The organism is Methylobacterium sp. 1A (genome assembly GCF_058072805.1).
Window position 1 is genome coordinate 1 of record NZ_JBYQVE010000001.1, and the last position, 23,998, is coordinate 23,998.

The 23,998-nt window shown below is 66.0% G+C and carries 19 protein-coding genes, 1 tRNA gene, 7 pseudogenes and 1 other annotated feature; of the genes and pseudogenes, 10 read left to right on the top strand and 17 right to left on the bottom strand.

Going from position 1 to position 23,998, the window contains the following annotated elements:
• Positions 1-398: 398 nt before the first annotated feature.
• From ACX9MN_RS00005 to ACX9MN_RS00020, 4 genes and pseudogenes are all read right to left on the bottom strand, one after another.
• Positions 399-878, bottom strand: a pseudogene (locus ACX9MN_RS00005) (integrase core domain-containing protein); the annotation flags it as partial.
• A 65-nt stretch (positions 879-943) separates the two neighbouring features.
• Positions 944-2,172, bottom strand: a protein-coding gene (locus tag ACX9MN_RS00010; RefSeq protein ID WP_091713013.1) for an IS3 family transposase whose coding sequence is annotated in 2 segments (ribosomal slippage) — positions 944-1,884 and positions 1,884-2,172 — 1,230 coding nt in all. Because the reading frame shifts where the segments join, the coding sequence is not laid out codon by codon here.
• Positions 1,775-1,891 (bottom strand) — a sequence feature (AL1L pseudoknot). Its footprint overlaps the gene before it by 117 nt.
• Positions 2,173-2,222: 50 nt before the next feature.
• Positions 2,223-2,959 (bottom strand): annotated as a pseudogene (locus ACX9MN_RS00015) (transposase); the annotation flags it as partial.
• Positions 2,960-3,338: 379 nt separating this feature from the next.
• Positions 3,339-3,902 (bottom strand): annotated as a pseudogene (locus ACX9MN_RS00020) (IS5 family transposase); the annotation flags it as partial.
• Between the two features lie 119 nt (positions 3,903-4,021).
• Here ACX9MN_RS00020 and ACX9MN_RS00025 point away from each other — a divergent pair.
• Positions 4,022-4,609, top strand: coding sequence for a hypothetical protein (locus ACX9MN_RS00025; RefSeq protein WP_489723470.1), 588 nt, complete (start codon positions 4,022-4,024; stop codon positions 4,607-4,609).
• A gap of 56 nt (positions 4,610-4,665) precedes the next feature.
• Here the strand turns inward: ACX9MN_RS00025 and ACX9MN_RS00030 are convergent, their stop codons facing one another.
• Entirely contained in the window at positions 4,666-5,049 is a 384-nt protein-coding gene (locus ACX9MN_RS00030; protein WP_489723471.1) for a hypothetical protein, read from the bottom strand.
• 199 nt (positions 5,050-5,248) lie between these two features.
• Positions 5,249-6,468 (bottom strand): annotated as a pseudogene (locus tag ACX9MN_RS00035) (IS256 family transposase).
• 62 nt (positions 6,469-6,530) lie between these two features.
• Here ACX9MN_RS00035 and ACX9MN_RS00040 point away from each other — a divergent pair.
• From ACX9MN_RS00040 to ACX9MN_RS00060, 5 genes and pseudogenes are all read left to right on the top strand, one after another.
• Positions 6,531-6,638: pseudogene (locus ACX9MN_RS00040) on the top strand (IS481 family transposase); the annotation flags it as partial.
• Between the two features lie 185 nt (positions 6,639-6,823).
• Positions 6,824-7,231, top strand: coding sequence for an IS66-like element accessory protein TnpA (tnpA, locus tag ACX9MN_RS00045; RefSeq protein ID WP_489723472.1), 408 nt, complete (start codon positions 6,824-6,826; stop codon positions 7,229-7,231).
• Positions 7,228-7,583: pseudogene (tnpB, locus tag ACX9MN_RS00050) on the top strand (IS66 family insertion sequence element accessory protein TnpB). Before tnpA ends, tnpB begins: the two are co-directional and overlap by 4 nt.
• 68 nt (positions 7,584-7,651) lie before the next feature.
• On the top strand, positions 7,652-9,175 hold the full coding sequence (gene tnpC, locus ACX9MN_RS00055; RefSeq protein WP_489723473.1) for an IS66 family transposase: 1,524 nt from the start codon (positions 7,652-7,654) through the stop codon (positions 9,173-9,175).
• Positions 9,176-9,430: pseudogene (locus ACX9MN_RS00060) on the top strand (transposase); the annotation flags it as partial.
• 15 nt (positions 9,431-9,445) lie between these two features.
• Here the strand turns inward: ACX9MN_RS00060 and ACX9MN_RS00065 are convergent.
• The 5 genes from ACX9MN_RS00065 to ACX9MN_RS00085 form a co-directional block, all read right to left on the bottom strand.
• Complete coding sequence (locus ACX9MN_RS00065; RefSeq protein ID WP_489723474.1) at positions 9,446-10,570, bottom strand: UDP-galactopyranose mutase; 1,125 nt, start codon at positions 10,568-10,570, stop codon at positions 9,446-9,448.
• Positions 10,571-10,605: 35 nt separating this feature from the next.
• A complete protein-coding gene (locus ACX9MN_RS00070; RefSeq protein WP_489723475.1) occupies positions 10,606-11,661 on the bottom strand; it encodes a glycosyltransferase family 61 protein in 1,056 nt (351 codons plus the stop codon).
• A gap of 288 nt (positions 11,662-11,949) precedes the next feature.
• Positions 11,950-12,210, bottom strand: a complete 261-nt coding sequence (locus tag ACX9MN_RS00075) for a hypothetical protein (RefSeq protein ID WP_489723476.1) — start codon at positions 12,208-12,210, stop codon at positions 11,950-11,952.
• Positions 12,207-12,497 (bottom strand): hypothetical protein, encoded by a 291-nt coding sequence (locus ACX9MN_RS00080; protein WP_489723477.1) that lies wholly within the window; start codon positions 12,495-12,497, stop codon positions 12,207-12,209. Before ACX9MN_RS00080 ends, ACX9MN_RS00075 begins: the two co-directional genes overlap by 4 nt.
• Complete coding sequence (locus ACX9MN_RS00085) at positions 12,494-12,736, bottom strand: hypothetical protein (RefSeq protein ID WP_489723478.1); 243 nt, start codon at positions 12,734-12,736, stop codon at positions 12,494-12,496. Before ACX9MN_RS00085 ends, ACX9MN_RS00080 begins: the two co-directional genes overlap by 4 nt.
• Before the next feature lie 347 nt (positions 12,737-13,083).
• Between ACX9MN_RS00085 and ACX9MN_RS00090 the strand changes: the two genes are divergently transcribed.
• Positions 13,084-14,604 (top strand): ISL3 family transposase, encoded by a 1,521-nt coding sequence (locus tag ACX9MN_RS00090; protein WP_489725196.1) that lies wholly within the window; start codon positions 13,084-13,086, stop codon positions 14,602-14,604.
• A gap of 989 nt (positions 14,605-15,593) precedes the next feature.
• Here the strand turns inward: ACX9MN_RS00090 and ACX9MN_RS00095 are convergent.
• From ACX9MN_RS00095 to pdxY, 6 genes are all read right to left on the bottom strand, one after another.
• Positions 15,594-15,683: transfer RNA gene (locus ACX9MN_RS00095), tRNA-Ser, on the bottom strand.
• Positions 15,684-15,824: 141 nt separating this feature from the next.
• Positions 15,825-18,095 carry a glycogen debranching protein GlgX gene (gene glgX, locus ACX9MN_RS00100; RefSeq protein ID WP_489723479.1) on the bottom strand — a complete coding sequence of 757 codons (2,271 nt, stop codon included), beginning with the start codon at positions 18,093-18,095 and terminating at the stop codon, positions 15,825-15,827.
• A 124-nt stretch (positions 18,096-18,219) separates the two neighbouring features.
• On the bottom strand, positions 18,220-19,203 hold the full coding sequence (locus tag ACX9MN_RS00105; protein ID WP_489723480.1) for an ABC transporter substrate-binding protein: 984 nt from the start codon (positions 19,201-19,203) through the stop codon (positions 18,220-18,222).
• A gap of 180 nt (positions 19,204-19,383) precedes the next feature.
• Complete coding sequence (locus ACX9MN_RS00110; protein WP_489723481.1) at positions 19,384-20,106, bottom strand: NUDIX hydrolase; 723 nt, start codon at positions 20,104-20,106, stop codon at positions 19,384-19,386.
• Positions 20,099-20,983 (bottom strand): PhzF family phenazine biosynthesis protein, encoded by an 885-nt coding sequence (locus ACX9MN_RS00115; RefSeq protein ID WP_489723482.1) that lies wholly within the window; start codon positions 20,981-20,983, stop codon positions 20,099-20,101. The genes ACX9MN_RS00110 and ACX9MN_RS00115 overlap by 8 nt, the downstream gene beginning before the upstream one ends.
• 57 nt (positions 20,984-21,040) lie before the next feature.
• A complete protein-coding gene (pdxY, locus tag ACX9MN_RS00120) occupies positions 21,041-21,889 on the bottom strand; it encodes a pyridoxal kinase PdxY (RefSeq protein WP_489723483.1) in 849 nt (282 codons plus the stop codon).
• Positions 21,890-22,025: 136 nt separating this feature from the next.
• On the opposite strand from pdxY, the gene ACX9MN_RS00125 reads away from it, so the two are divergent.
• The 3 genes from ACX9MN_RS00125 (at position 22,026) to ACX9MN_RS00135 (ending at position 23,985) form a co-directional block, all read left to right on the top strand.
• The gene (locus ACX9MN_RS00125; protein ID WP_020092475.1) at positions 22,026-22,547 is read left to right on the top strand and encodes a DedA family protein; all 522 of its coding nucleotides are present in this window, start codon (positions 22,026-22,028) and stop codon (positions 22,545-22,547) included.
• Between the two features lie 33 nt (positions 22,548-22,580).
• A complete protein-coding gene (locus ACX9MN_RS00130) occupies positions 22,581-23,357 on the top strand; it encodes a cobalamin-binding protein (protein WP_489723484.1) in 777 nt (258 codons plus the stop codon).
• 115 nt (positions 23,358-23,472) lie between these two features.
• On the top strand, positions 23,473-23,985 hold the full coding sequence (locus ACX9MN_RS00135; protein WP_273562923.1) for an MmcB family DNA repair protein: 513 nt from the start codon (positions 23,473-23,475) through the stop codon (positions 23,983-23,985).
• Positions 23,986-23,998: the final 13 nt, after the last annotated feature.

Below are 23,998 nucleotides of genomic sequence, written 5' to 3' on the forward strand. Positions count from 1 at the left end.
GGGCTGTATCTCTGGTTAGCCTTCGTCGTTGGTGCTCGCCAATTAGGCGCGGACCGCGCGTGACAACGGCGCTTAGAAGCTGTTCCAGGGAAGGCTGCCGTGACTGGGACAGGTGAACATAGGGTATGTCAGTGGCTTACTTCTGTCGCTTTCTGGGGCGCCGGTGGATGGAGGAGAAATCATTTGCTGCCGTGCTCCATCGCGTTGGGGAATTGGCCGGCGTTATGCCATTATCACGTACTGAAATGTGACAGCTCCATGTCTGCTATGGCTTGGCCATGACCGTAGGACGAGGCTGATGGGCGTCCGCGACATAGCATCTCGGCGAAGTAGCTTCCGCAAAAGATTCGCTGCCGCTGGAGTGCACCCTGTTTGACCGGGCAGGCAGCGGGGCCGGTTTAGGCAGTCCGGCTGAGGTACTCTCGGGGCGAGAGCATGCGCAGGCCGGAGTGCGGGTGGATCGTGTTGTAGTCCTCGAACCAAGCCGGCAGAAGCCGCATCACCGTCTCGGCGTCGACCAAGAGCGCCAAGCGGGCATAGTCGCGCTTGAGCGTCTTCACGAACGCCTCCGCGATGCCGTTGCTCTGCGGCGAACGCACCGGGGTGAACAGCAGCCGTAGGCCGAGCGCGGCGGCCGTCTGCGCTGTCTCCTTGGCGATGTAGGCGGAGCCGTTGTCGGACAGCTACTCGACCGGGTGCGGGGTCTTCGTCGCGCCGAACCGGCGCTCGCAGCAGGCGATCATCAGGTTGCAGACCATCTCGGCCGAGACTCCCGTCGTGGTCGCCGACCACGCCATGATCTCACGGTCGCACGCGTCGATGGCAAACAGCACGCGGACGACCGCTCCGTCCCGGCAGCGCAGTTCGAGGTGATCCGAGCGACCCGCTCCACGTTCGAGCGTAATGAATCGCCCCGGGTTTTCCGGAGGCCGTTTGGTTTGGCTCAGGCGGCCAAGGCTTGGACCTCGGCCTGGGCATAATAGCGTGCCTCCGCCTCGGCGGGAGGGATGTGGCCGATTGGTTCGAGCAGCCGACGGTGGTTGAACCAGTCCACCCATTCCAGCGTGGCGTACTCGACCGCCTCAAAGGACCGCCACGGCCCGCGTCGATGGATGACCTCCGCCTTGAACAGGCCGATCACCGTCTCGGCGAGAGCGTTATCGTACGAGTCGCCAACACTGCCGACGGAGGGTTCGACGCCCGCCTCGGCCAAGCGCTCGGTGTAGCGGATGCTCACATATTGCGATCCGCGATCCGAGTGACAGACGAGGCCGCTGCCGGCGAAGGGGCGGCGCTCGTGCAGGGCCTGCTCCAAGGCATCGAGCACGAAGTCGGCCCGGGCCGAGCGCGACACACGCCAGCCCACGATCCGGCGGGCGAAGACGTCGATCACGAAGGCCGCATAGACGAAGCCGCCCCAGGTGGCGATGTAGGTAAAATCCGCCACCCATAGCCGGTTCGGGCATTCGGCCCTGAACTGTCGATTGACCCGGTCGAGCGGGCAGGCCGCCGCCGGATCGGGAACGGTGGTGCGAACCCTCCGCCCCCGGACGACGCCAGCCAAGCCCATCGTTCGCATCAGCCGGACCACCGTGCAGCGCGCCACAATGATCCCTTCGCGGGCGAGCTGCCGCCAGACCTTGCGCACGCCGTAGACCCGGAAGTTTGCCTCGTACACGCGCCGGATCTCGACCATGAGTGCCGCGTCCCGCTTGGCTCGAGCCGACAGCCTCCCGGGATCGGCTCGTCGCGCGGCATGGGCGTGGTACGTCGACGGGGCGATCGGCAGAACCTTGCAGATCGGCTCGACCCCGTAGAGCGCACGATGATCGTCGATGAAGGCGATCATGACCGGAACCGGCGGTCGAGCTCCGCCTGGGCAAAATACGCGCTCGCCTTCCTGAGGATCTCGTTGGCCTGCCGGAGCTCGCGGTTCTCCCGCTCCAGCGCCTTGATCCGCTCGCGCTCATCCGTCGTCGGTCCGGCCCGCACGCCCCGGTCGCGCTCGGCCTGACGGACCCACTTGCGCAGCGTTTCGCCAGAGCAACCGATTTTGGCCGCGATCGACTGGATCGCGGCCCATTGCGAACCGTGCTCGCTCTCATGCTCCCGGGCCAGCCGGACTGCCCGCTCGCGAACCTCAGGGGAAAAGGGTGGGGTATGCTTCGTCATGGCTCCAGTCTCTCAAGAGTTGGAGCCTCCGAAAATCCCGGGGCGATTCATAACGCCACCACGGTGCCGTCGTGGGTGCGGCCGGGCCGCCGGGCGGTGTGCGGCGCGAGGGTGAGCCCGTTCGCCCGCAGGATGCGCAGCACCCGCTTGGCATTGACGCTCGCCTCGCCGCGCGAGTGCAGTGCCTGGTTCACCAGTGCGGTGACGCGGCGATAGCCGTAGCTTGGGCGGGCATCGACGATCGCGCAGATCGTCGGCAGCAGCTGCGCATCCTCGGGCTTGCGGTAGGGACCGCGCGGCTGGGCGGGGCGGCTCAGGCGCTCGGCCAGGTGGGAGCAGGCCACGCCGAGCGTGTCGGCGACCGCCTTCACCGCGAACCGCCCGTCGAACCGCCCCAGGAGCTGAGCGGCGAGGTCGGTTTTTTTGTGCGGGCGAGGTCGAGCGCCTCCTTCAGGATCTCGACCTCCATGGTCTTGCGCCCGAGCAGACGTTCGAGGTCGCGCACGCGCCGCTCCAGCTCACGAACCCGGCTGGTGCCGACGACCTCCTCGTCGGCGTGCACGGCCTGATGGCCGCCCTCCAGCATGCGCCGCTTCCACGAGAACAGCAGGCTGGGCGAGATGCCGTAGCGGCGGGCGACGAACGACACGGACGAGCCGGGCTGCTGGCTCTCCTCGACGAGGCGGATCTTCTCGGTGGTAGACCAGCGCCGTCGACGCTGAACGCCGGTCAGGATCTCGCCGTGCACCGGTGGGGCGGTCGGATCGGATGACATAGCCTTACCCATAGGCCAACGCCTATGCCTTCGTGAGCTATGCCGCCTGTCCGGTCAAAACGGGGTGCGGTTCAGCCGCCCTCGTGTGGCTGATCCGCCCCTCGGTGAAGTGGCTGTTCGTTAAGTTTGGTGGATCAGGCTGCGAGGAAGAAGCGGCGACGCAGCAGGTCGAGCTTGGCCCGGCCGTACATGGAGCGCTTGAGCAGCTTCAGCGGGCGAAGCAGGGTCATGCCCTGATTTGCGTTCTCACAACAACCTTCGTCACGGACCAACCGTCACGTGAACATTCCACCAAACCCGGCGAAGAGCCACTTCAGTCGGGGCGGATCACGGGAAGCCGCGAGATTCCATAGCGTTGCAGGTAACGGGACAGGCTTGAGCGTGTGAGTTACAGGATCGCATTCAACGCAAACTGCTCGTGGCGCTCGCCCGCCGTCAGCACCGCCGTGATCGGCTTACCCCCGCCCTCGGCACGGAGATGCAGCTTGGTCGAGAGCCCCCCTGGCTGCGCCCGGGCGCTTCGCCCATGCCCTCGACGGTCGCTTCACCCCCCGATGGCGCCGGACCGGTGTGCCCCGGCGGCGTGCTGGTGGGCGCGCACCAACGCGGCATCCACGAAGTGCGGGTCCCAATCGAGATCCCCGCACGCATATGCCTGCGCTTGCAGACGCTTCAGCACGCGGTCGAACACACCCGCTTTGCGCCACCGGTCGAACCGGCTCGACTCGGTTCCCATAACACCGTAGCGCGCCGGTAGATCCTCCCAGGGTGCGCCCGTGCGCAGGATCCAGAGCATGCCGTTGAGGACTTGCCGGTGATCTTCCGAAGGCCGGTCCGTGCCCGGCTTCTGCGGAGGCAGCAGCGGGGCAATCTGCTCCCACTGCCCGTCAGTCAGTTCAAAGCGTCGCTTGCCAGAGACATGGGGATCACCGACGAACCTGTGAAAACTTTGCAGAGACGCCCTATGTGCCCGTTCAGAAAGCGCGGCCTCCAGGTCCTGATGAACTTATCGGGTTGATACTATTTGTTAACCATTCCTATTCATGTTTTTTAAAACACAGGCTGGAGCGCGTCGTGCCCCCGCAACTCGCTACTCCGAACGGCACCTCCGCGACGGAATTTACAGACCCGGGTCGTGCGCCGGGTGGCGTCGACTTTGAAGACGTTCTTACTCTGACACATAGGCTTAGCGAGGAAGTGCTCTGCGCAAAACTGAGCGGGAGTAAACCCCAGGAACGGCATATAACAAAATTGGTTATCATCGCGACAGAATTGAAGAAAGTCGGGATTGAGTACCCACCGTCATTACGATACGCGCTAGATATACCCCGTGAGACGAGCGAAGCAGAAATAATCCAATTAAAGCAATATGGACGACTTAAGGGATTTGTTGAAGAGGCCACATCGAAATATGTCCGAGGCTGGGCTCTAAATGAGGGAAGGCCGGGGAAATTTGCGGAACTAGAGATATTAGTCAACAAAGTTCTTGTGGCCATCGTCAATGCGAATGCGTTCCGAGAAGACTTGGCAATCGCGGGCATTGGCGCGGGATATCATGCTTTCCATTATAGGTTTGTCTCGCCTATTTCTCTGATACGAGACAAAAAAATTGTGGTCCGACGGCGCGCCGACAGAGCTATTCTTCAAGTCATTGCTATGTAAATGGCGTTGCGGCGCTCACTACGAAGAGCTCACGCCGGCTAACCGGGCGGACTAATTCAGATCCGCGCCAGTAGGGGCAGAGGCTTGGATCCGACAACAGGATGCCGATCACCGGTTAATGAAAATGCCCCGCGCAGCGATGCCGCCTGGGCTGCAGGTGTGGAGGATCGCTGACGGGATAGCAGCGATGCGGTCATCGCGACATCACCTGTTCGGGGGAGGCCCGCGCGCATGAAAAGGCCCGCCTCGGCTAGGCCGGGCGGGCTGAAGTAGCGGCGGCCGTCCAAGCTGCCGGTCGCGGTGCAATAGCAGATTGCCGGGCACGAAAAAACCGCCGCGGCCGCAGCCGGGCGGTTCGATGTTAGATGTTTGATCTCAGAGTTTGATGGTGCAGTTTTCTTAAGCGAGTGGAAGGACGCGCTATGGGTCAGGTTCAGCACGGGAGTTCCACGACGACAGCGGCAGCCCGTCGAGCGTACAGCATAGTCAAGCGAGCCTAAGGGCACCGGTGGGTCGTTACGGCGTCAACCTGAAGACCATCGCGAAGTGGAAGAAGCGGTCTTCGGTGGCTGACCGGAAGACGGGCCACACGGACCCCGGGACTGTCAGGAATTCCGTGTGCGGGCGGCGGGTTGAACATCACGCCGCCATGGCCCGGGTGAAGCGCTCACCGAAGATGACGGCAAACTGCGCCTTGGCCATGACCCACTCACGTGGCCCCATCTTCCACGCCTTCTCGGAGCGGTTCAAGACCAGCTAGAGCAGCTTGAGCGCGGCCTCGTCGGTCGGGAAGTGACCGCGGGCGCGCACGGCCCGGCGCAGCGTGGCGTTCAGGGCCTCGATGGCGTTCGTGGTGTACAAGATCCGGCGAACCTCGCTGGGGAAGGCATAGAACGGGATCACCTCGCCCCAGGCTCGTCGCCAGCTCTGGGCGATGGCCGGGTAGCGTCGACCCCATTCGCTCGTCTCGAAGGCCGCCAAAGCTGCCTCGCCAGCCGCGGCATCGAGCGCGCGGTAGATGTCCTTCAGCGCGCCGCCACGAGCTTGCGGTCCTTGTAGGACACGAAGTCGAGGCTGTGGCGCAGGAGGTGGACGATGCAGGTCTGGACCAGCGCCTCGGGGAACACCGCCCGGATCGCATCGGGGAAGCCCTTCAGGCCATCGACCACGGCCAGCAGCGCGTCCTCGACGGCGCGGTTCCTGAGTTCGTTCATGACCCGCAACCAGAACTTGGCGCCCTCGTTCTGCTCCAGCCACAGGCCGAGGATCTCTTTGGCGCCGTCGGCGCGCACGCCCAGCGCGATATGGACGCCCTTGTTGCGGACCACGCCCTCGTCACGCACCTTGATCCGCAGGGCGTCGAAGAACACGATCGGATAGACCGGCTCGAGCGGCCGGGCCTGCCAGGCGGCGACCTCCTCCAGGACCGCGTCGGTCACCGCGCTGATCAGGTCGGGTGAGACCTCGATGCCGTAGAGCTCGCGCAGGTGCGCGACGATCTCCCGGGTGCTCATGCCACGCGCGTACATCGACACGATCTTGTCGTCGAAGCCGGGAAAGCGTCGCTGATAGCGGGCGATCAGCTGCGGATCGAACGTCGCCTGCCGGTCGCGCGGGATCGAAAGCTCGATCCGGCCGGTCTCGGTCGTGACCGTCTTGCGGCCATAGCCATTGCGCGTGTTGCCGGCGTCCTCGCCCGCCAGATGGTGGTCCATCTCAGCGTTGAGTGCCCGCTCGGCCAGAGCCTTCTTCAACTCGTCCAACAGACCGTCGGCCTCGAAGGCCGTCTTCGGATCCGCACCGGCCAGAAGCTGGTCCAGGATCGCGTCAGGGATGCGGGGTGCTTTGCGTCGTGCCATCGGGAAACTCCTTCGGATTCACTATGGCCGCCCCCACAAGAAATTCCTGACAGTCCCCGGACCCCCGATCCACGGTGCGGTCGGCCGAGAACGAGGCGGTGACCGTCGCCTTCAGCCGGTATACCCTTCTGCCACTCGACGACTGCCTCTGCGCCCTGCAACCGACGATCATAGACATGGGCGTCATGCCACGCCCAAGGCGAGGCACCACGCCTGCCTCCCCGCCGGACAGCAGGCGACCAGGGCTACTCCAGTGTAAGCGCTGTCTGGGCGGCACCTTCCGGCAGACGGTGTGAAGGCGACATACGGAGCGGAATGGGAGCTCCGTCACATGTCGATGTCAGGGCATATGGCTATGTCGGAGCCGATCCGGCGCCTGGAGCTGTTCACCGGGGTCGGTCGGCGCCGGACGTGGTCGGATGAGGAAAAGGCCGCCATCGTCGCCGAGAGCGACGGGCCGGCCACGTCGATCAGTGCGGTGGCGCGCCGGCATGGATTGAGCGCCTCGCAGCTGTTCACGTGGCGACGCCTGGTGCGTCAGGCTGGGAGGCACGACGGCGAGCGCCCACTGCAGTTCGTGCCGGCCGTGATGAGTGTGGGCCCGCAGGAGCCGACCTCTGCCGAGATGAGCCCCGAGCTGAGGGAGCGATGCGGCGGCCACAGCATCGAAGTTGAGATCGCTGGCGCCACGGTCCGCATCGCTCAGGGCGCGAGCGCGGTTCAGATCGCCGCGGTGATCCGGGCGCTGAAGACTTGTCCATGATCGGGCCATCTGGCGCGGTGCGCGTGATGCTGGCCACCCGGCCCTGGACTTCCGCAAGGGCATGGACGGGCTGGCCGCTCTGGTCCGGGACGCGATGGGTGCGGATCCGTTCTCCGGTACGGTCTACGTGTTCCGGTCAAAACGCGCCGACCGGGTGAAGCTCCTAGTCTGGGATGGAAGCGGGCTGGTCCTCGCGACCAAGCGTCTGGAGGCGGGTCAGTTCTGTTGGCCGAAGATCGATGACGGCGTGGTCCGGCTGAGCGCGGCGCAGCTCTCGGCGCTCGTCGAAGGCTTGGACTGGAAGCGCGTCCAGGCGGCGCGTGCCGTGGGCGTACCGGCGATTGCCGGCTGAGCAAAAAGGCTGGCCAGCGGGCTTCATCGCAGTGGTAAGTCACTGGCGGATCTGCTCTAATCCGCTTCGTGGCCGCGCCTGCTTCGCCCTCGTCCGACGATCCCGAGACGCTCAAGGCGCTGCTCGCCGAGGAGCGCGCCGAGAACGAGCGGCTGCGCCAGATCATCCTGACCATGCAGCGCCATCGGTTTGGCCGCCGCGCCGAGAGCCTGCCTGAGGATCAGCTCCTGCTCGGGCTTGAGGAGGCTGAGCAGGTCGAGGCTGCGGGCTTTGCCGCCGAGGAGAGCGAGCCCGCCAAGCAGGAAGCCCGGAGGGTCAAGCGGCGCACGAACCGTGGGGCGCTGCCCGTCCACCTGCCACGGGTCGAGTGCCTCGTCGATATCGACAGCACCGCCTGTCCATGCTGCTCAGGTGCCCTGCACCGGATCGGCGAGGACGTCTCTGAGCGCCTCGACGTGGTGCCGGTGCAGTTCCGGGTGCTGGTGATCCGGCGCCCGCGCTACGCTTGCCACGCCTGCGGGGACGCGATCGTGCAGGTACCCGCGCCGGCGCGGCTGATCGAGGGCGGCCTACCCACCGACGCTTTGGTCGCGCAGGTCCTCGTCTCCAAATACGCCGACCACCTGCCGCTCTACCGGCAGGCGCAGATCTTCGCCCGCCAGGGCGTCAGCCTCGACCGCTCGACGCTGGCCGACTGGGTCGGACGCGCCGCCTTCCTCCTCCGGCCCGTGCACGCGCGGCTGCTGGAGACGCTCAAGCGCTCGGGCAAGGTGTTTGCCGACGAGACCACGGCACCGGTGCTCGATCCGGGCCGCGGCCGCACCAAGATCGGCCAGCTTTGGGCGTATGCGCGCGACGACCGGCCCTGGGGCGGGACGGATCCGCCCGGCGTCGCCTACGTCTACGCCCCCGACCGCACGGCCGGACGACTGATCGCGCATCTCTGCGGGTTTGCAGGCGTGCTCCAAGTCGACGGCTACGCGGCCTACGAGAGCTTGGCCAAGGGCGGCGCAGTGCGGCTGGCCCACTGCTGGAGCCATGTGCGTCGGCAATTCTATGACCTTGCCGCGGCCTCGCCGATCGCCACGGAGACGCTGTCGCGCATTGCCGTGCTCTACCGGATCGAGGCCGAGATCCGCGGGCGTCCGGCCGAGGAGCGACGGGCGGCCCGTCAGGAGCGAAGCCGGCCGGTGGTCGAAGCGCTGGAGCCGTGGCTGCGGGAGAAGCTCGACCTCCTGAGCCGCAAGAGCAACCTCGCGGAGGCGATCCGCTACGCCCTGAGCCGCTGGGCGGGGCTGAGCCTGTTCCTCGATGATGGGCGCGTGGAGATCGACTCCAACACCGTCGAGCGCGCGATCTGGCCGCTGGCCCTCAATCGCAAGAATGCCCTGTTTGCTGGTTTGGACGGCGGAGGCGAGCACTGGGCGGTGATCGCCTCGCTGATTGAGACCTGCAAGCTCGTCGGCGTCGAGCCGCAGGCCTATCTGGCTGACATCATCACCCGCATCGTCGAGGGCCATCCGCAGCGGCACCTCAATGATCTGCTGCCATGGGCTTACCAGCCAACGTCAGCCCTCAAAGCCGTGGCCTGAGGACAGCGCTTACACTCCAGTCCGCCGGCCCATCGCCGCCTCCGACAACGCCGGATCGAGCCGCTGATCCCCGCCCGCAAGGATCAGCCCCGCCAGCTCAATTTCGACAAAGCCGCCTATTGCGAGCGCAACAAGGTCGAGCGGTTGATCGGCCGGCTCAAGCAGTATCGCCGCATCGCCACCCACTACGAGAAGCGAGCCGCGAACTACCTCGCCATGGTCACGCTCGGCATGACCATGCTCTGGCTTAAATGAATTTGCAGCGACACCCTAGATTCCCGCAAGCCATTTAGTTGCCCCGGCGATCGATTGATTTATAACTTGATGCATGTCGAGATACTGGTAGGTGCCGCACCGACCAATAAATTGCACCTTCCTGATTTTCGAGGCCTCGGCCTCATACAATCTATATCGCTCCTCGTTCTTTCCGTCTTGGGTCTTGATGGGATAGTAGCGTTCAAAATTATTCTGCTTGTAATCGCAAGGCTCCTCGATGGTCTTTGGCACTTTGTCAGACGCCCTCGTCATGTGCCCCGGGATGTTGTGCCACCAAGTCTCTCGTGTATACGGGCTGGTGTCGGTGTAGTTTATCGTAGTATGCTCAGGCGAGGATTCTTTCTGCTCTTCGAACAAATGGAATTTTATGGATCTATATGGCAATTCGCCGTGAACGAAATCAAAATATAAATCTATAGGCATGCTATTAAAACAAAAATCATAACCCTTTGTGTGCTTTCGGTCGAACATAGTTTCGAGATTGATGGAAATGTTCTCATGATCAAGAATCCGGTCAAAGAGCGCCGTGTATCCGTTTTTTGGCATGGCCTGAAATGTGTCCCCGGGAAAATATCTTGAATCTTCGTCCGTGCGAATTTGTATGCGTTGAACGACTGAGGCGCTTATCTCGCTAAGATCAAGATCCCACATTTTTTTTGTATATGGGCGGAAAAACAAATTAGTTAGCTTCGCTCCGATCCGAGAGTAAAGCCAATCTTCAGCCGATACCAAGGATGTCCGCGGCTCGCTCATGCCTCGAAGAAAATCTTCCACTTCTTCGTCCGAACGCAGATTTTTTTCATATACCTTGTTGATTGTAACTCTGTTTACTGGCAGCGGCACTAGCCTACTGTCGGGCAGCTTAGCCACTACGGAGTGGGAATAATTCACCCACTCGGTGTACTGCGACAACCATTCAACCACCCGCAGGTTTGATGTGTGAAACAAATGTGGGCCGTACTTGTGAATCCTGACCCCATTGCTATCAATGTAATCGTAGCAATTTCCAGCCACATGATCGCGGCTGTCAATAACGTCGACACAATGTCCTGCCTCCGCAATGATGCGAGCGTAAGTTGCGCCCGCAAAACCGGCGCCGACGATTAGCACGTGCTTCACGTTTTCATATCTCCAAACTGCTGAGAAGGAAGAAATCAAATGAAAGGTTCGCGCTGAAGCATACTTGAAAATAGATCTGGATCCAGACGCCACGGGCCGTCGTGTATATTCGACTGGTACGCTGGGTCGTGCAAATCCTGTCCTATCAAGCATCCATATCTGAGGCGAGCAGCTGAGGCGGTCCTTCTTATGGACCACTGCACCGTCGTATTTTTATGAAGCTCGCACAGAACCGTGTCAGGATCGCAGAAAATAACATTTGCTAGGCCTGCTCCATGCGGGCCTATGACATGCGTTGCTCCGGCAAATATCCTTATCTGTTCAGATACATCTTTTCCGGACAATACAACAATGTCGAAGCCAGCATCATTAGCTATGCCTTCAATCTCGGATTCATTGACCAACTTTCTGATTTGGCTGTCCGAACGGCTCACATAAATTCTTCTATCCGGCCGGCGCGTTGCACCGACGCGTGACCTCAAATGCGCTATCATACTCATCCTAGACGGGTGAGGATAATAGTCAGACCAAGTTATGCGCGGAACAAATTTGAGGGAAGCGCAGTTTACTAATATGTTTTCATCAAGAAAAATTGCTTTGCCGTCCATCTCGGGCATTAATTTTAGCGTCGCGCTTTGCCACTTTGCGCGTACTTTGGGCATTAGAATAATTGTGTCCGCGAAGGTGCTGCCGAATGGAGGAACCAGTAGAGCTGGGACAATATTGCTCCACCAGTGCCCATAGTTGCGGTTACCGCCTGCTCCACACAAAGCGTGCGCGGCTGAATGCACATGAAGTTCGGATCCAGCGGCAGGAATCGAAAGATGATCCTCATCTTCCCATCGCATGCTCCATGCTTCAGGGAACGCGAGATACAGCGATTCTCTAATCAGCAAATCGTCGACTGTGATTATGCCAGACTCGCCGTGTACCACAGCGTTGCTGATATGATAAACGAATCCGTCCTCAAACGCATAGTCTTTGCGAAGCCATTCTCCCGCCGGAAACTCGTTATAATCGAAATCCGGAGGCCGCACCTGACCGAAAGACGTTTCTACAATTGGAACAACCATATCCGTGAGGCAAGGCATTTTACTAACGAGTTGCCGCGCATCAACGTCGGACCGTAGCTTTGAGAGCGCCAGATCCGTGATTGATACTGCCTTATAAACTTTGCGCGTCCGATTTTGTGACATTTATTTGATTCTCGCATTCTTTTTTAGCAAAATTTGTAGATGTTGATGCACAGCCAGGTCGGTTGGCCTTAGCTTAACGTCGATCATGATAGTGCAACTGACTGAGGATAATAAAGGCATTATCCGTCGCGCAGGTGCTTGTGCAAGATGGCTGACGCGTTGGGCATTCAATGTTTGGTCAGCCTAGTAGGCAGCGACCTCGGTGTCGATCTCCTTATCGGCGGCCTTGCGCAGCTCGGATCCTGATCGACGCACTGGCTGACGATCATCCTCATCCCCGGCAGCGTGTCGCTTTTTCGGACCGATCAGCAGGTCGAGGTAGGCGATGGTCTCCTTGTGAACCTGCATGGCCCGCACGTCGCTGATCGCCTGACCGATCTGCGAGCGGTGGCATGAGCGCAGGTTGGACATCTCCTGCAGATAATCCTTCTGCCCGTCGGTCATGATCTACCATGCGCCAACGGCAGCCCGGTCCGCATGCTCCTAGCCTTGGCCCGGGCCCACGCAGCGGCGAGAGTCTCGATCGCCTCGTCCAGGGTGTCAGCCATCCCGTGCAGCGGCCCGACGCCGTCGACCTCGTGCACACGCTGGCAGCCGGTGCAGCTCCAGGTCGACGTGCCGTTCTGCGGGCCGCCAGCGATACGGCGGATGCGGCCGACATGCTGCCCGCCTTCCTCGGCCACGAAGTCGTGTTGGGCATCTGGGAAGGTCCGGGCCCAGACGAAGGTCACGGCTCGGCGCCCGCTCGGCTCCCAAGGCACGAAACCAGCCTGCGCCCAGCCTCGGTCATGTACCAGGCGCGCCGACCGATCCGCCCGCGAGTAGCGCGCTCCTCGACGTAGCCGAGTTCTTGCAGGATCGGCATGACGGTCGGGTAGGCCTTATGTCTGAGGCCGCCGAGATTCTCGGCGACGGCGCAAAAGGGCTCAAGGTGGCGGCCGCGGACCGGCGCGATCGGTTCGGTAGGCATGACGGCACCGAGCTACCGCGAGTGGCCACCATCTACGAGTCCCCGGCTCGCGGCGAGGCGCCACATGTCGGCGTCCGTAAAGGTAGCGGATCAGTTTGAAATTACTGCCGGATCTGATAGCATCTGCAGAGGCGGTAAGCCTCCATCAGAATGTAGCTCAGGAAGTTGTCAACGCCGAGTGCGGCGTGGTTCCTCTGCACTTCGTGTGGCGAAGTGTGTCGGCCGGAATGACGTGCCCCATCTGCGGAGATGGGCTTTTCTGAGGACGCCATGCCCGCCGTATCCTGCCCCTCGTGCCCGATGGCCTGACCGTCGTCGGCATCGAGCCAGCAACCGACCCGCTCATCGTGCGCGTCGTACCCCGTCCGGGCCCGACGTGCTGTCCCACCTGTCAATCGTCCGCGGGCCGCAAGCACGGTCACTGCGAGCGCACCCTCGCCGATTTGCCCTGGCAGGGCCAGTCCGTCCGCCTCCGGCTGCGACACTTCCGCTGTGCGAACCCAGCTTGCCCGCGGCGAACCTTCAGCGAGAGCGTCGGTGAAGTCGCTGTCGCTCACGCCCGCCGATCCGAGCGGCTGCGCGTGCTCCAGCGTCATCTCGGTCTCGCCCTCGGTGGTGCACCCGCCGCCCGTATGGCGCATCGTCTCGCGATGCCGGTGAGTGGCGATACCCTCGTGCGTCTCGTGCGTGCGGCGCTTCTGCCGGCACCGCCCGAGCCCCGCATCGTCGGGTGGGCATGGCGGCGCGGGCGCAGCTACGGCACCATGGTTGTCGACCTCGAACGTCACACCGTCCTCGATCTCCTGCCCGACCGGGACGCCGGGAGCGTCGCCGCTTGGCTGCGCGCCCGTCCGGGCATCGAGGTCGTCGCTCGCGACCGCGCCGACGTCTTCGCCGAGGGCTCCCGCGCGGGCGCGCCGCAAGCCCAGCACGTCCTCGATCGTTTTCACCTTCGGCGTAACCTCAGCGTCGCCCTGCGTGCAATCGTCGCCCATCATCATGGCGTGATCGGCGCCGTCGGTCGTGCGCGCATCGATCAGGAGGTCGAGGCAGCGCAGGCTGCGAAGGAAGCCACGCGTCCGCCGACGGTGATCGAGGTTCGGGAGCGGGCGACGCACGCGCGGCATTGGGCTCGGTACTCCGAGCTCAAGCGGCTGTCCGAGGGCGGCGCCTCGGTGGCCGGCATGGCTCGGGCTCTGGATCTCGATCGCACGACGGTGCGGGTCTGGCTGCGCCAGGACGCGCCGCCCTCCTGGCGGCGACGCCGCACCGTGCCGGCGATCCTCGACCCCTACCGCGATCATCTCGAGGCGCGCTGGCAGGCCGGCTGCCGCAACGCCGCCGAGTTCGCCCGCGGGCTGATCCGCGCGGGGGCCGACATCCGTCCGCGGGTGGTGAGGGATTGGGCGATGAGACGGCGTCGCGCGAGCGCGGACGTTATGGACGCTACGCCGGGCTCGATGAGCGCGCCGCGATGGCGGCCCCCGTCGATCAACCGAACGGCGTGGCTTCTGCAGGCGGAACCGAGCACAGGCGTTGCGGACGATCGCCACTTCCTCGATCGCCTGCGGGTGAAGGCACCCGATCTGGCGAAGAGCGTGGCCGTCGCGACGCGCTTTGCTGACCTCGTGCGACGGCGCTCGAGCGAGAGCCTGGAGGCTTGGTTCGCGGCGGCGGCCGCGACGCCGCTGGCGAAGTTCGCCGCCGGTCTCGAGCGCGACAGGGACGCGTTACGCGGTGCGATCACGACGCCCTGGTCGACGAGTCTGGTGGAGGGGCAGATCGGCAGGCTGAAGATGCTCAAGCGCACGATGTTCGGCCGCGCGGGCTTCGCTCTGTTACGCCAGCGCGCCCTCACCGCGACCTGACTTGGCGTTCCGCGCCACACGAAATGCCGAAGAACCATCATTCATCCGGCGTCGACAGGGGTTAAAGCGCTCGTTTCAGAAGCGAGAGGTCGTTGGTTCGAGTTCGACTGCCCTCGCTCTGAGTGCAGCAGCACCTGTCAGCCAGCCGGCTTGAACTTCGGGTCCCAGTCCGAAAGCTGGATGCTCGGGATGTGGTCAGGGAGGAGGCGAGCGCAGCCTAATAGGAAGTAGGCCAGTGCTGTATCCACGAAGATCTGGTGGTCTTCGGCTGCCACTTGAAGGCCCGGACCGTCCCACCGTCCCTGCCCGAGGACGCCGTAGCCTTCATCGAAGCCAAAGGGCGGCACGAATTTCTCGTCGCCCAGAGTAAACCGGGCTCACTTCGCATCACCGCCGCAGTGCTTTGCGCCATTGGCCATGCCCTCGATCACGTCGTACCACTCCTTCAAGTCCTGCTAGAGCGCCCAGCGGATGCGCTTGAGCTCGGCGTCAGCCGCGGCCCTCCTCGTTGGCTGAGCGGCCCGCATCAGGTAATCCGTGATGTGATAGGCAGCGATTGCCGACAGGTAGGCGAGTCGTCTGTCCCCGGCCTTCTCCATGAAGTCTCGCACCGTCGGCAAAACGACGACCCGGACGTACTCCGCGGGCGTCACCGAGCTGCCTCAATCATCCCTTCACCGGGTGCGTCAGCAGGATCGCGGTCCGGACCATGTTGCGCTTCCAGGCCGGCTTGGTGGCGGTCAGCGCCTCGGCCACACCGGGTGTTGGTGTGGAGCGTCTCGACGAGGTCGAGGGTGCAGCCCTTCGCGAGCGGGTAGGCTTCGGTCGCCAGATCCGAGAGCACTGCGTTGGCCGCCGCGTCAGTCTCCTGATCGGCGACATCGCGTTGCTCAGCTCGGAGACGATCGGGGGGCCTTGCCATCACATCCCGTCTTTTGGGGTGGCGGAGGCTCTAGTCTCAGAAATTCGTCAATAAAATCAACGAATAGTGGCGGAGGGAGCGGGATTCGAACCCGCGATACCGTTTCCGGTATACACACTTTCCAGGCGTGCGCCTTCAACCACTCGGCCACCCCTCCGTCCGCGAACCGGGTACCCGGGCGCGCAAGCGGCACGCCGGGCGCGGCCAGGGCCGCGCGGTGCCGTGCTGTTAGCCGGGTGCGCCGTCCGACGCAAGGCGCTGACGGACGGGCGATGCGAAAACCGCCCGGCCGCGTCGCTTACCCTTCGGCGTCGTCGAGGTGGAATCGGACATGCTCCACGTTCGCCCGTTCGAAGGCCTGCATCACGTGCTGGTAGGAGCGCTCCATAGCGTTGTCCTCGACCCCCGGGCTGTCCTCGGGCTTCAGCACGAACATCAGGAGCGAGCGCCCGGTCACGTCGTAGCCGGAGCCGAACTTGAAGCTCTCCACGTCCTGGCTGTCGGGCAGGTTGGTGTCGAGGAGCCGCGTCCAGGCCACGCCGCCGACCGATTCCGGCAGCGTGAACGTCACGAGGTCGTGGTAGGCGTTGAACATGATCAGCAGCGTCGCGTCGCCGCCGCGGCGGTGCAGGCCGGTGGCCTGGGCGCGCCCGTCGAGCTGGACCGCAAAGGCCCGGGCCTCGCCGTCCGACCAGTTCTCGCCGGCCATCTCGCTCCCGTCCGGCCGCAGCCACGTCACGTCCTTGACGCCGAACTCCTCGTCGTACTGGCCGGTGAGGAACCGCCCGCGGCTCAGGATCGGCAGGGCGTTGCGCAGGATGATCAGGCGCTGGGTGAACTCGGCTAGATCCCGCTCCTCGTCGCCGATCGCCCCCCAGTCGAGCCAGGAGACCTCGTTGTCCTGGCAGTATGCGTTGTTGTTGCCATTCTGGGTCCGGGCGAATTCGTCCCCGGCGAGCAGCATCGGCGTACCGCGGGACAGGAACAGGGTCGCCAGCATGTTGCGCATCTGGCGCAGGCGCACCGCCCGGATCTCGGGATCGTCCGTCGGGCCCTCCACGCCGTAATTGTACGAGAGGTTGTGTGAGTGGCCGTCGCGGTTGCCCTCACCGTTCGCCTCGTTGTGCTTGTCGTTGTACGAGACCGTGTCGTGCAGGGTGAAACCGTCGTGGGCGGTGAGGAAGTTCACCGAGGCCCAGGGCTTGCGCCCGCGCTTGTTGAACTTGTCGGCCGAACCCGAGACGCGCGCGGCCAAGTCCGGCAGCAGGCCACCGTCACCCTTCCAGTAGGCGCGGACGTCGTCGCGGAAGCGGTCGTTCCACTCGGCCCAGCCGGGCGGGAAACCGCCGACCTGATAGCCGCCCGGGCCGCAATCCCACGGCTCGGCGATCAGCTTGACGTTGTTGAGCACTGGGTCCTGCCGGCAGGTGTCGAGGAAGCCGCCGCCCTCGTCGAAGCCGTAGGGCTCGCGGCCGAGGATCGTGGCGAGGTCGAAGCGGAACCCGTCGACTTGCATCTCCTGCGCCCAGTAGCGCAGCGAATCGGTCACGAGCTGCAGCACCCGCGGGTGCGACAGATTGAAGGTGTTCCCGGTGCCGGTGTCGTTGATGTAGTAGCGCGGCTCGTTCGGCAGCAGCCGGTAGTAGGAGGCGTTGTCGACGCCCTTGAATGACAGGGTCGGGCCCTTCTCGTTGCCCTCGGCGGTGTGGTTGTAGACCACGTCGAGGATCACCTCGAGGCCGGCGCCGTGGAAGCGCGAGACCATCTCCTTGAACTCGGAGAAGGCGAAATCCGGCACCGCGGCGTAGCGCCGTGCGGGGGTGAAGAACGAGATCGTGTTGTAGCCCCAGTAATTCACCAAGTCCTTCTGCTGCAGGTAGTCGTCCTGCACGAAAGAGTGGACCGGCAGCAGCTCCACCGAGGTGACACCGAGACTCTTGATGTAGTCGAGCACGTCCCGGGTGCCGAGGCCGGCATAGGTGCCGCGCAGCTTCTCCGGCACCCGCGGGTCGAGCTTGGTCATGCCCTTGACATGGGCCTCGTAGACAATGGTCTTCTCCCAGGGGATCAGCGGCTTGCGGTGGCGTCCCCAGGTGAAGGCCGGGTCGATGACGCGGGAGCGGCGCGTGTAGGGGGCGCTGTCGCGCTCGTCGAAGGTCAGGTCGTCGCCCGTCTCCATCTGGTAGCCGAACAGGGCCGGGTTCCAAGTGATCGATCCGACGAGCCCTTTGGCGTAGGGGTCGATCAGCAGCTTGTTGGGGTTGAACCGGTGTCCGGCCTTCGGCTCGTAGGGGCCGTGGACGCGGTAGCCGTAGATCGTGCCGGGGCGCGCGTCGGGCAGATAGCCGTGCCAGATCTCGTCCGTGTACTCGGGCAGTTCGATGCGCTCGATCTCCTGCTCGCCCTGGTCATCGAACAGGCAGAGCTCGACCTTGGTGGCGTGGGCCGAGAACAGCGCGAAGTTGACCCCGAGCCCGTCCCAGGTGGCGCCGAGGGGATAGGGTTGGCCTTCCTGGATGCGCGAGCGGGTCGCGCGGGCCTGCGATGCGGGACGACGGGAATCGGACATGGACACTCCGGAACGCGACCCGCCCGGCCACGTGCCGCTGCGGGGAGCCCCTGGTGAACGTGCCGGAAACAGCGAAGCTCCCGCAGTGCCGCAAAAATCGCGGGGCGTGACGACCGCGCCTCCCTCAGTTTGAGGCCGCTTCCGTGAAGCTCCGGTTCACGGCCCGGCCGACGTCGAGCGTCTTCGACAGGATGCCGTACCGCGTCGCTCGGTCCGAGGCGTCCTGGACCTCCTTCACGACGCCCTCGTCGAGCGCGATCGGGCTGGTCCGCTGCGCCGTGTAGGCCGCGCGCAGGACGTCCTCCGGCATCTTGGTCAGCGCGGCCGTGTTCCGGGCGTAGGCGTCCAGATGGTCCAGCGACCAGAGCCGCGCCCGGTTCAGGCGGCTCAGGAAGTCCTGCAGCGCCGCCCGCTTGGTGGCGATGGCGCTGTCCGAGCCGACGATGAAGGTGATGGTCGGCGTAACGCCCGCGCCGTCCGCGATCGGCCGGGCCTTGTCCTTGAGCGTCGCGAACGCGACGTAGGGCTCCCAGACCGCCCAGGCATCCACCGAGCCGGCCATCAGCGCGACCTTCGCGTCGACCGGGTTGAGTGGCGCGAAGGTTGCCTCGGACGGCGCGATCCCGGCCTTCTCCAGCGTCGCGCTGATCAGGAACTGGCCCCAGCCGCCGCGGGTGCCGGCGAGTCGCTTGCCCCTCAGATCCGCGGCCGAGCGGATCGGCGAATCCGCGCGGACCAGGATCGCCTGCGTCCGGGGATCGGACTTGGTGCCGCCGATCGCCTTGATCGGTGCCCCGGCCGCGACGACGGTGAGGAAGGAGAGGTCGCCGGTGTAGCCGACATCGAGGGCGCCGGCGTTGAGCGCCTCCAGGATCGGCGCGGCGGCGGGGAATTCCGACCACACGATCCGGTAGGGCAGCTCCTTCGCGTAGCCGGCGATTTCGAGGAGCGACCGGTTCCCACCCTTCTGGTCGCCGACCCTCAGAACGACCTCTTCCGCACGGGCGGCCACCGCGGCCAGCGTCACGGTGGCCAGCGTCAGTGCGGTCGCGAGCCGCGCCCCGGCGAGCCGGCGGCCACCGGGCCGCAAGTGAGATCGGATGAACATGGGGCCTGCCGGGATACGCTGCCCACGTTGTGCGGGCCTGTTAGGTGGAAGGCCGAGTTTATGCTTGCCGCAAGGGCGGCCAATGAAACGGAAATCTGTATTGCCCGCGGTCGGCAAACGAGACGACATCCGGCTGACCTCCGCGGGGAGACGAATGTCTTTCCCCGCGCGCCGCGCCGGTCAGCGGGCGGGCGGGAACGCGTCCGCTAGGTAGGCCCGCACGAAGCCCGGCATCCGCGCGGCGTCGATGTCGTCGCGGCCCCGCACCACGTGCATCCCGGCGAGTTCCGGCTCGTCCTCGGCGCCGAGATGGTCGGCGATGCGCGCCACGAGCTGCGCGGCCGGCTCGGGAAAGCGCACTGGCCGCAGGAAGGCGAGCTGGCCCTCCCCCTCCAGCAGAACCCATTCCGTCTCGGCCTCGGCGGGCAGCGCGAGGCCGGTCTCCTCGGCGAGTTCCCGTGCGGCGCTGCCGGTAAGATCGACTCGCGCGCCGCGCACGTCGTCCGGATCCGGGGTGCCACAGGGGAAGTAGAGCTGGCCGGCATTGGCCGTGTGGGCGCCCATCTCGCCGAGCAGGACGGCGCCGTCCGCCGTCCAGGGTACGATCGCCGCGAAGGCGTTGGCGATGCGGGCCTCTGCGTGGGGCTTGTCCCGGTAGTAGGTGAAGGTCGCGTAGCGCGTCGCGAACAGGTCGAGGCGGGCGACCCCGTCGGCGACGGTGTGGTCGCAGCACAGCAGGACGGTGCCGTCGAACATGCCGGGGCTGCGCTGCAGCCGGGCCTGCCAATGGGCCGCGATGGCGGCCGCGTGGTCCCGGGGGAAGGCCCAGTCGTGCTCCACGAACCGCACCGCCACGTCCGCGACGCGGGTGATCTGGAAACCGTCGGAGACGCCGTCAGACATGCAGAGTGCCGTCAGACAGGATCACGGCGGCGCCGCCGATCTCGACGCCCTGCAGGGCGCCGGCCGCGATCGTGAGCTGGAGCGCGATGTCGCTCGGCCGCCCCATCGCCTCGCCCTGGCGGATCGCCACGTCGTGGGTGCCGTCGCCCAGCGCCTCGAACTGCATCAGCACCCCCGCGAAGGCGGAGGCCGCCGAGCCGGTGGCGGGATCCTCCGGGACGCCGACATTCGGCGCGAACATGCGGACGCGCCAGCGCTGGCCGGTGCCCTCGGGATCCGGGGTGTAGAGGTAGAGCCCGTCGGCCGGATCGGGTGCCTGGGCCGAGCGGGCGGCGTCGAGGGCGGCGACCGACGCCACCGGCACGCAGGTGAAGGTCGGCCCCACGCCGTGGCGGCTCGGCACGTGCCGGCCGGTGCCGATGTCGCCGGGCTGGAGGCCCAGCAGCGGCGCCAGCGCCGCGGGATCGGGGCCGGGCCCGAGGTAGTCCGGCAGGACCGGCAGCCGGAACCGGGCCCGGCCGCCGGTCCCGTCCGCCAGGGTCTCGACCACGCAGGGGACGATGCCGATCCCCTCCTCCAGGCCGAAGGCCCGGGCATCGCCCCGTGTCGGGTCCTGCAGCGCCAGGAGCACGGCGGTGCCCACCGTCGGGTGGCCGGCGAAGGGAAGCTCCCGGGCGGGGGTGAAGATTCGCAGCGCCGCCCGGTGCCGGGCCTCCGTGGGTGGGAGGACGAAGACCGTCTCCGACAGGTTGAACTCCCGCGCGATGGCCTGCATGGCGGCGGTGTCGAGCCCCTCCGCATCGAGCACCACGGCCAGGGGATTGCCGGCGAGCCTCCGCTCGGTGAACACGTCGAGGGTGACGAAGCGGCGCGCCATCGTGTCGATCCTTGCTGCTCTCTGCGGACTTGGACGGAGCGGTTTGCCGGGGGCGCCTCAGACCGCCTCGACCGGAAACCGCGCGCTCGGGTTCACGTACTCCTCCTGCGCGGCGACCGTCAGGATCTCCCGCGATCCCGCCTCGGCGGTGCGCTTGAGCAGCCCGTAGATCGAGGCCGCCGCCGCGCCCAGCGCCGCCTCGGCCGAGCCGGTCCGGGCGTAATGCACCAGGAACAGCGCCGCGATGCAGTCGCCGGCCCCGTTCACCGCGATGGCGAGCCGCGGCGTCCGGACCCGGAACACCCGCCCCTCCGCGCCCGCGAGCAGGTCGATGCTGTCGGCGGGCGTGTCGGCGCAGAGCGCCGAGGTGACCAGGACCACCCGCGGCCCGCGCGCCCGGAGCGCCGCGATCGCGGCCGCGGCCTCCGCCAGGGTGCCGCTCGGCAGGCCGGTGAGCAGGCCGAGCTCGAACTGGTTGGGGGTAAGGATGTCGGCGGCCGGGACAGCGCGCTCGCGCAGGAACGCCTCGATGCCGGGCCGCACGTAGACGCCCTCCTCGACGTCGCCGATCACCGGGTCGCAGCAGTAGAGCGCCCGCGGGTTCGCCGCGCGCACGGCGTCCACCGCCTCCAGGATCGCGGCGCCGATCTCCGCCGAGCCCATGTAGCCCGACAGGACCGCGTCGCAGCGGCCCAGGACGCCGCGCTCGCCGATGCCGCGCACCACCTCGCGGATCATCGCCGCGTCGAAGACAGGGCCGCGCCACGCGCCGTAGCCGGTGTGGTTTGAGAACTGAACCGTGTGGACCGGCCAGACCTCGACCCCGAGCCGCTGCATCGGGAACACCGCCGAGGCGTTGCCGACATGGCCGTAGGCGACGTGGGACTGGATCGACAGGACGTTCAACGCGGGACTCGCTCGTTGTCCCGCTACGGTTAGCCGGTTCCCGCGCCGGCCGCACCCCTGTCCCTTGCCGCCCTCCCCCGCGCGCCTCAGATGGGACCGACCCTTCTCCCATCCCCCGAGCCCCGTTCGGAGCCCCATGGACATCGAAGCCCTGCGCACCTCGACCCTCGCCTTCGTGGAGGCGCACAAGGCCTGGACGCCGGTCATCGCGGGCGGCCTCGCCTTCTGCGAATCGATCGCGATCCTGTCGCTGTTCGTCCCGGCAACCGTGATCCTGGTCGGCATCGGGGCCCTCGTCGGCGGCGCCGACATCCCGTTCTGGCCGGTGGTGATCGCCGCGGCGCTCGGGGCCGCCCTCGGCGACTGGATCTCCTACGAGGCCGGGCGCTGGCTCGGGCCGGGGGCAAAGACCAAGTGGCCGCTGCGGCGCTATCCCGAGCTCATGGCCAAGGCCGAGGCCTTCATCGGCCGGTGGGGCATCGCCGCGGTGGCCCTGGGGCGCTTCTTCGGGCCGGCCCGCGCTCTGGTCCCGCTCTTCGCTGGGATCCTCGGCCTGGCGCGGCTGCCGTTCCAGCTGGCCAACGTCGCCTCGGCGCTCATCTGGGCCTTCGTGCTGCTGGCCCCCGGGGCCGGGCTGCTCACGTGGCTCGACCGATAATGCGGCTCGACCGATGATCCGGCCCGACCGCTGATGCGCCGCTTCCCACCCGAGCGGATCGTCTGCCTCACCGAGGAGACGGTCGAGACCCTGTACCTCCTGGGCGCGGAGGCGCGGATCGTCGGCGTCTCGGGCTACGCGGTGCGCCCGCCCCGGGTCCGCCGGGAGAAGCCGCGCGTCTCGGCCTTCACCAGCGCGGACATCCCGAAAATCCTGGCGCTGGCGCCGGACCTCGTCCTGGCCTTCTCGGACCTCCAGGCCGGCATCGTCGCCGACCTCGCCCGCGCGGGCGTGGCGGTCCACCTGTTCAACCAGCGCGACGTAGCGGGCTGCCTCGCGATGGTGCGCACGCTCGGCGCCCTCGTGGGCCTGCCGGAGCGGGCCGAGATCCTGGCGGCGGGCCTCGAGGCGCGGCTGGCCGCGGCCGCCGCAGAGGTGCCGGACCGGCCGCCGCCGCGCGTCTACTTCGAGGAGTGGGACGCGCCGATGATCTCCGGCATCGGCTGGGTCTCGGACCTGATCGGCCTCGCCGGCGGCCGGGACGTCTTCCCGGAGCTGAGCCGCCAGCCGGCCGCGAGGGACCGGATCGTCACCGCCGAGCAGGTGATCGCGGCCGCGCCCGACGTGATCCTCGCCTCGTGGTGCGGCAAGCGGGTCAACGCCGAGCGGATCCGGTCCCGGCCCGGCTGGGCCGCGATCCCGGCGGTGCGCGACGGGCGCATCCACGAGATCAAGTCGCCGCTGATCCTGCAGCCCGGCCCGGCCGCGCTCACCGACGGGTTCGACGCGATCCGGGCCTGCCTCGGGTGATCGCCCCGGGCGCTGCCGCGGGGCGGTGCCGCGCCGCAGGTGACGGAGCGGGCGCGACTTGGCAGGATGTCCCGATTCGGAACAGACGCACCCGCAGACGCATCCCCCGAGCTCGATGTCCGCTTCCCTCGGCCTTCCCGATTCCGCACCCCCGTCCGTCGAGGCGCTGCTGCCGCCCGACCGGCGGCAATCGCCCACGGCCCTGCGCATCCAGCGCGGCGTGCGCCGGCTGTTCTCCGAGATGGGCTGCGTCACCCTGCCGGAATTCTCCCTCGTCAACGGCCGCCGCGCCGACGTGATCGCGCTCTGCGGCGCCGGCAAGCTCACCATCGTAGAGATCAAGTCGAGCGTGGCCGATTTCCGCGCTGACCGGAAATGGCCGGATTACCGCGACTTCTGCGACCGGTTCTTCTTCGCCATCCCGGAGGACGTGCCCGAGTCGCTGATCCCGGAGGAGTGCGGCCTGATCGTCGCCGACGCCTACGGGGCCGGGATCCTGCGGGAACCGCCCGAGCACCCGCTGAGCGGCGCCCGCCGCAAGGCCGTGACGCTGCGCTTCGCCCACAGCGCCGCGCGCATCCTGCACGCGCTGGCCGATCCGGGTGCCGTGCGGGAAGGGGCGCTCTAGGTCGCGGCCCGCG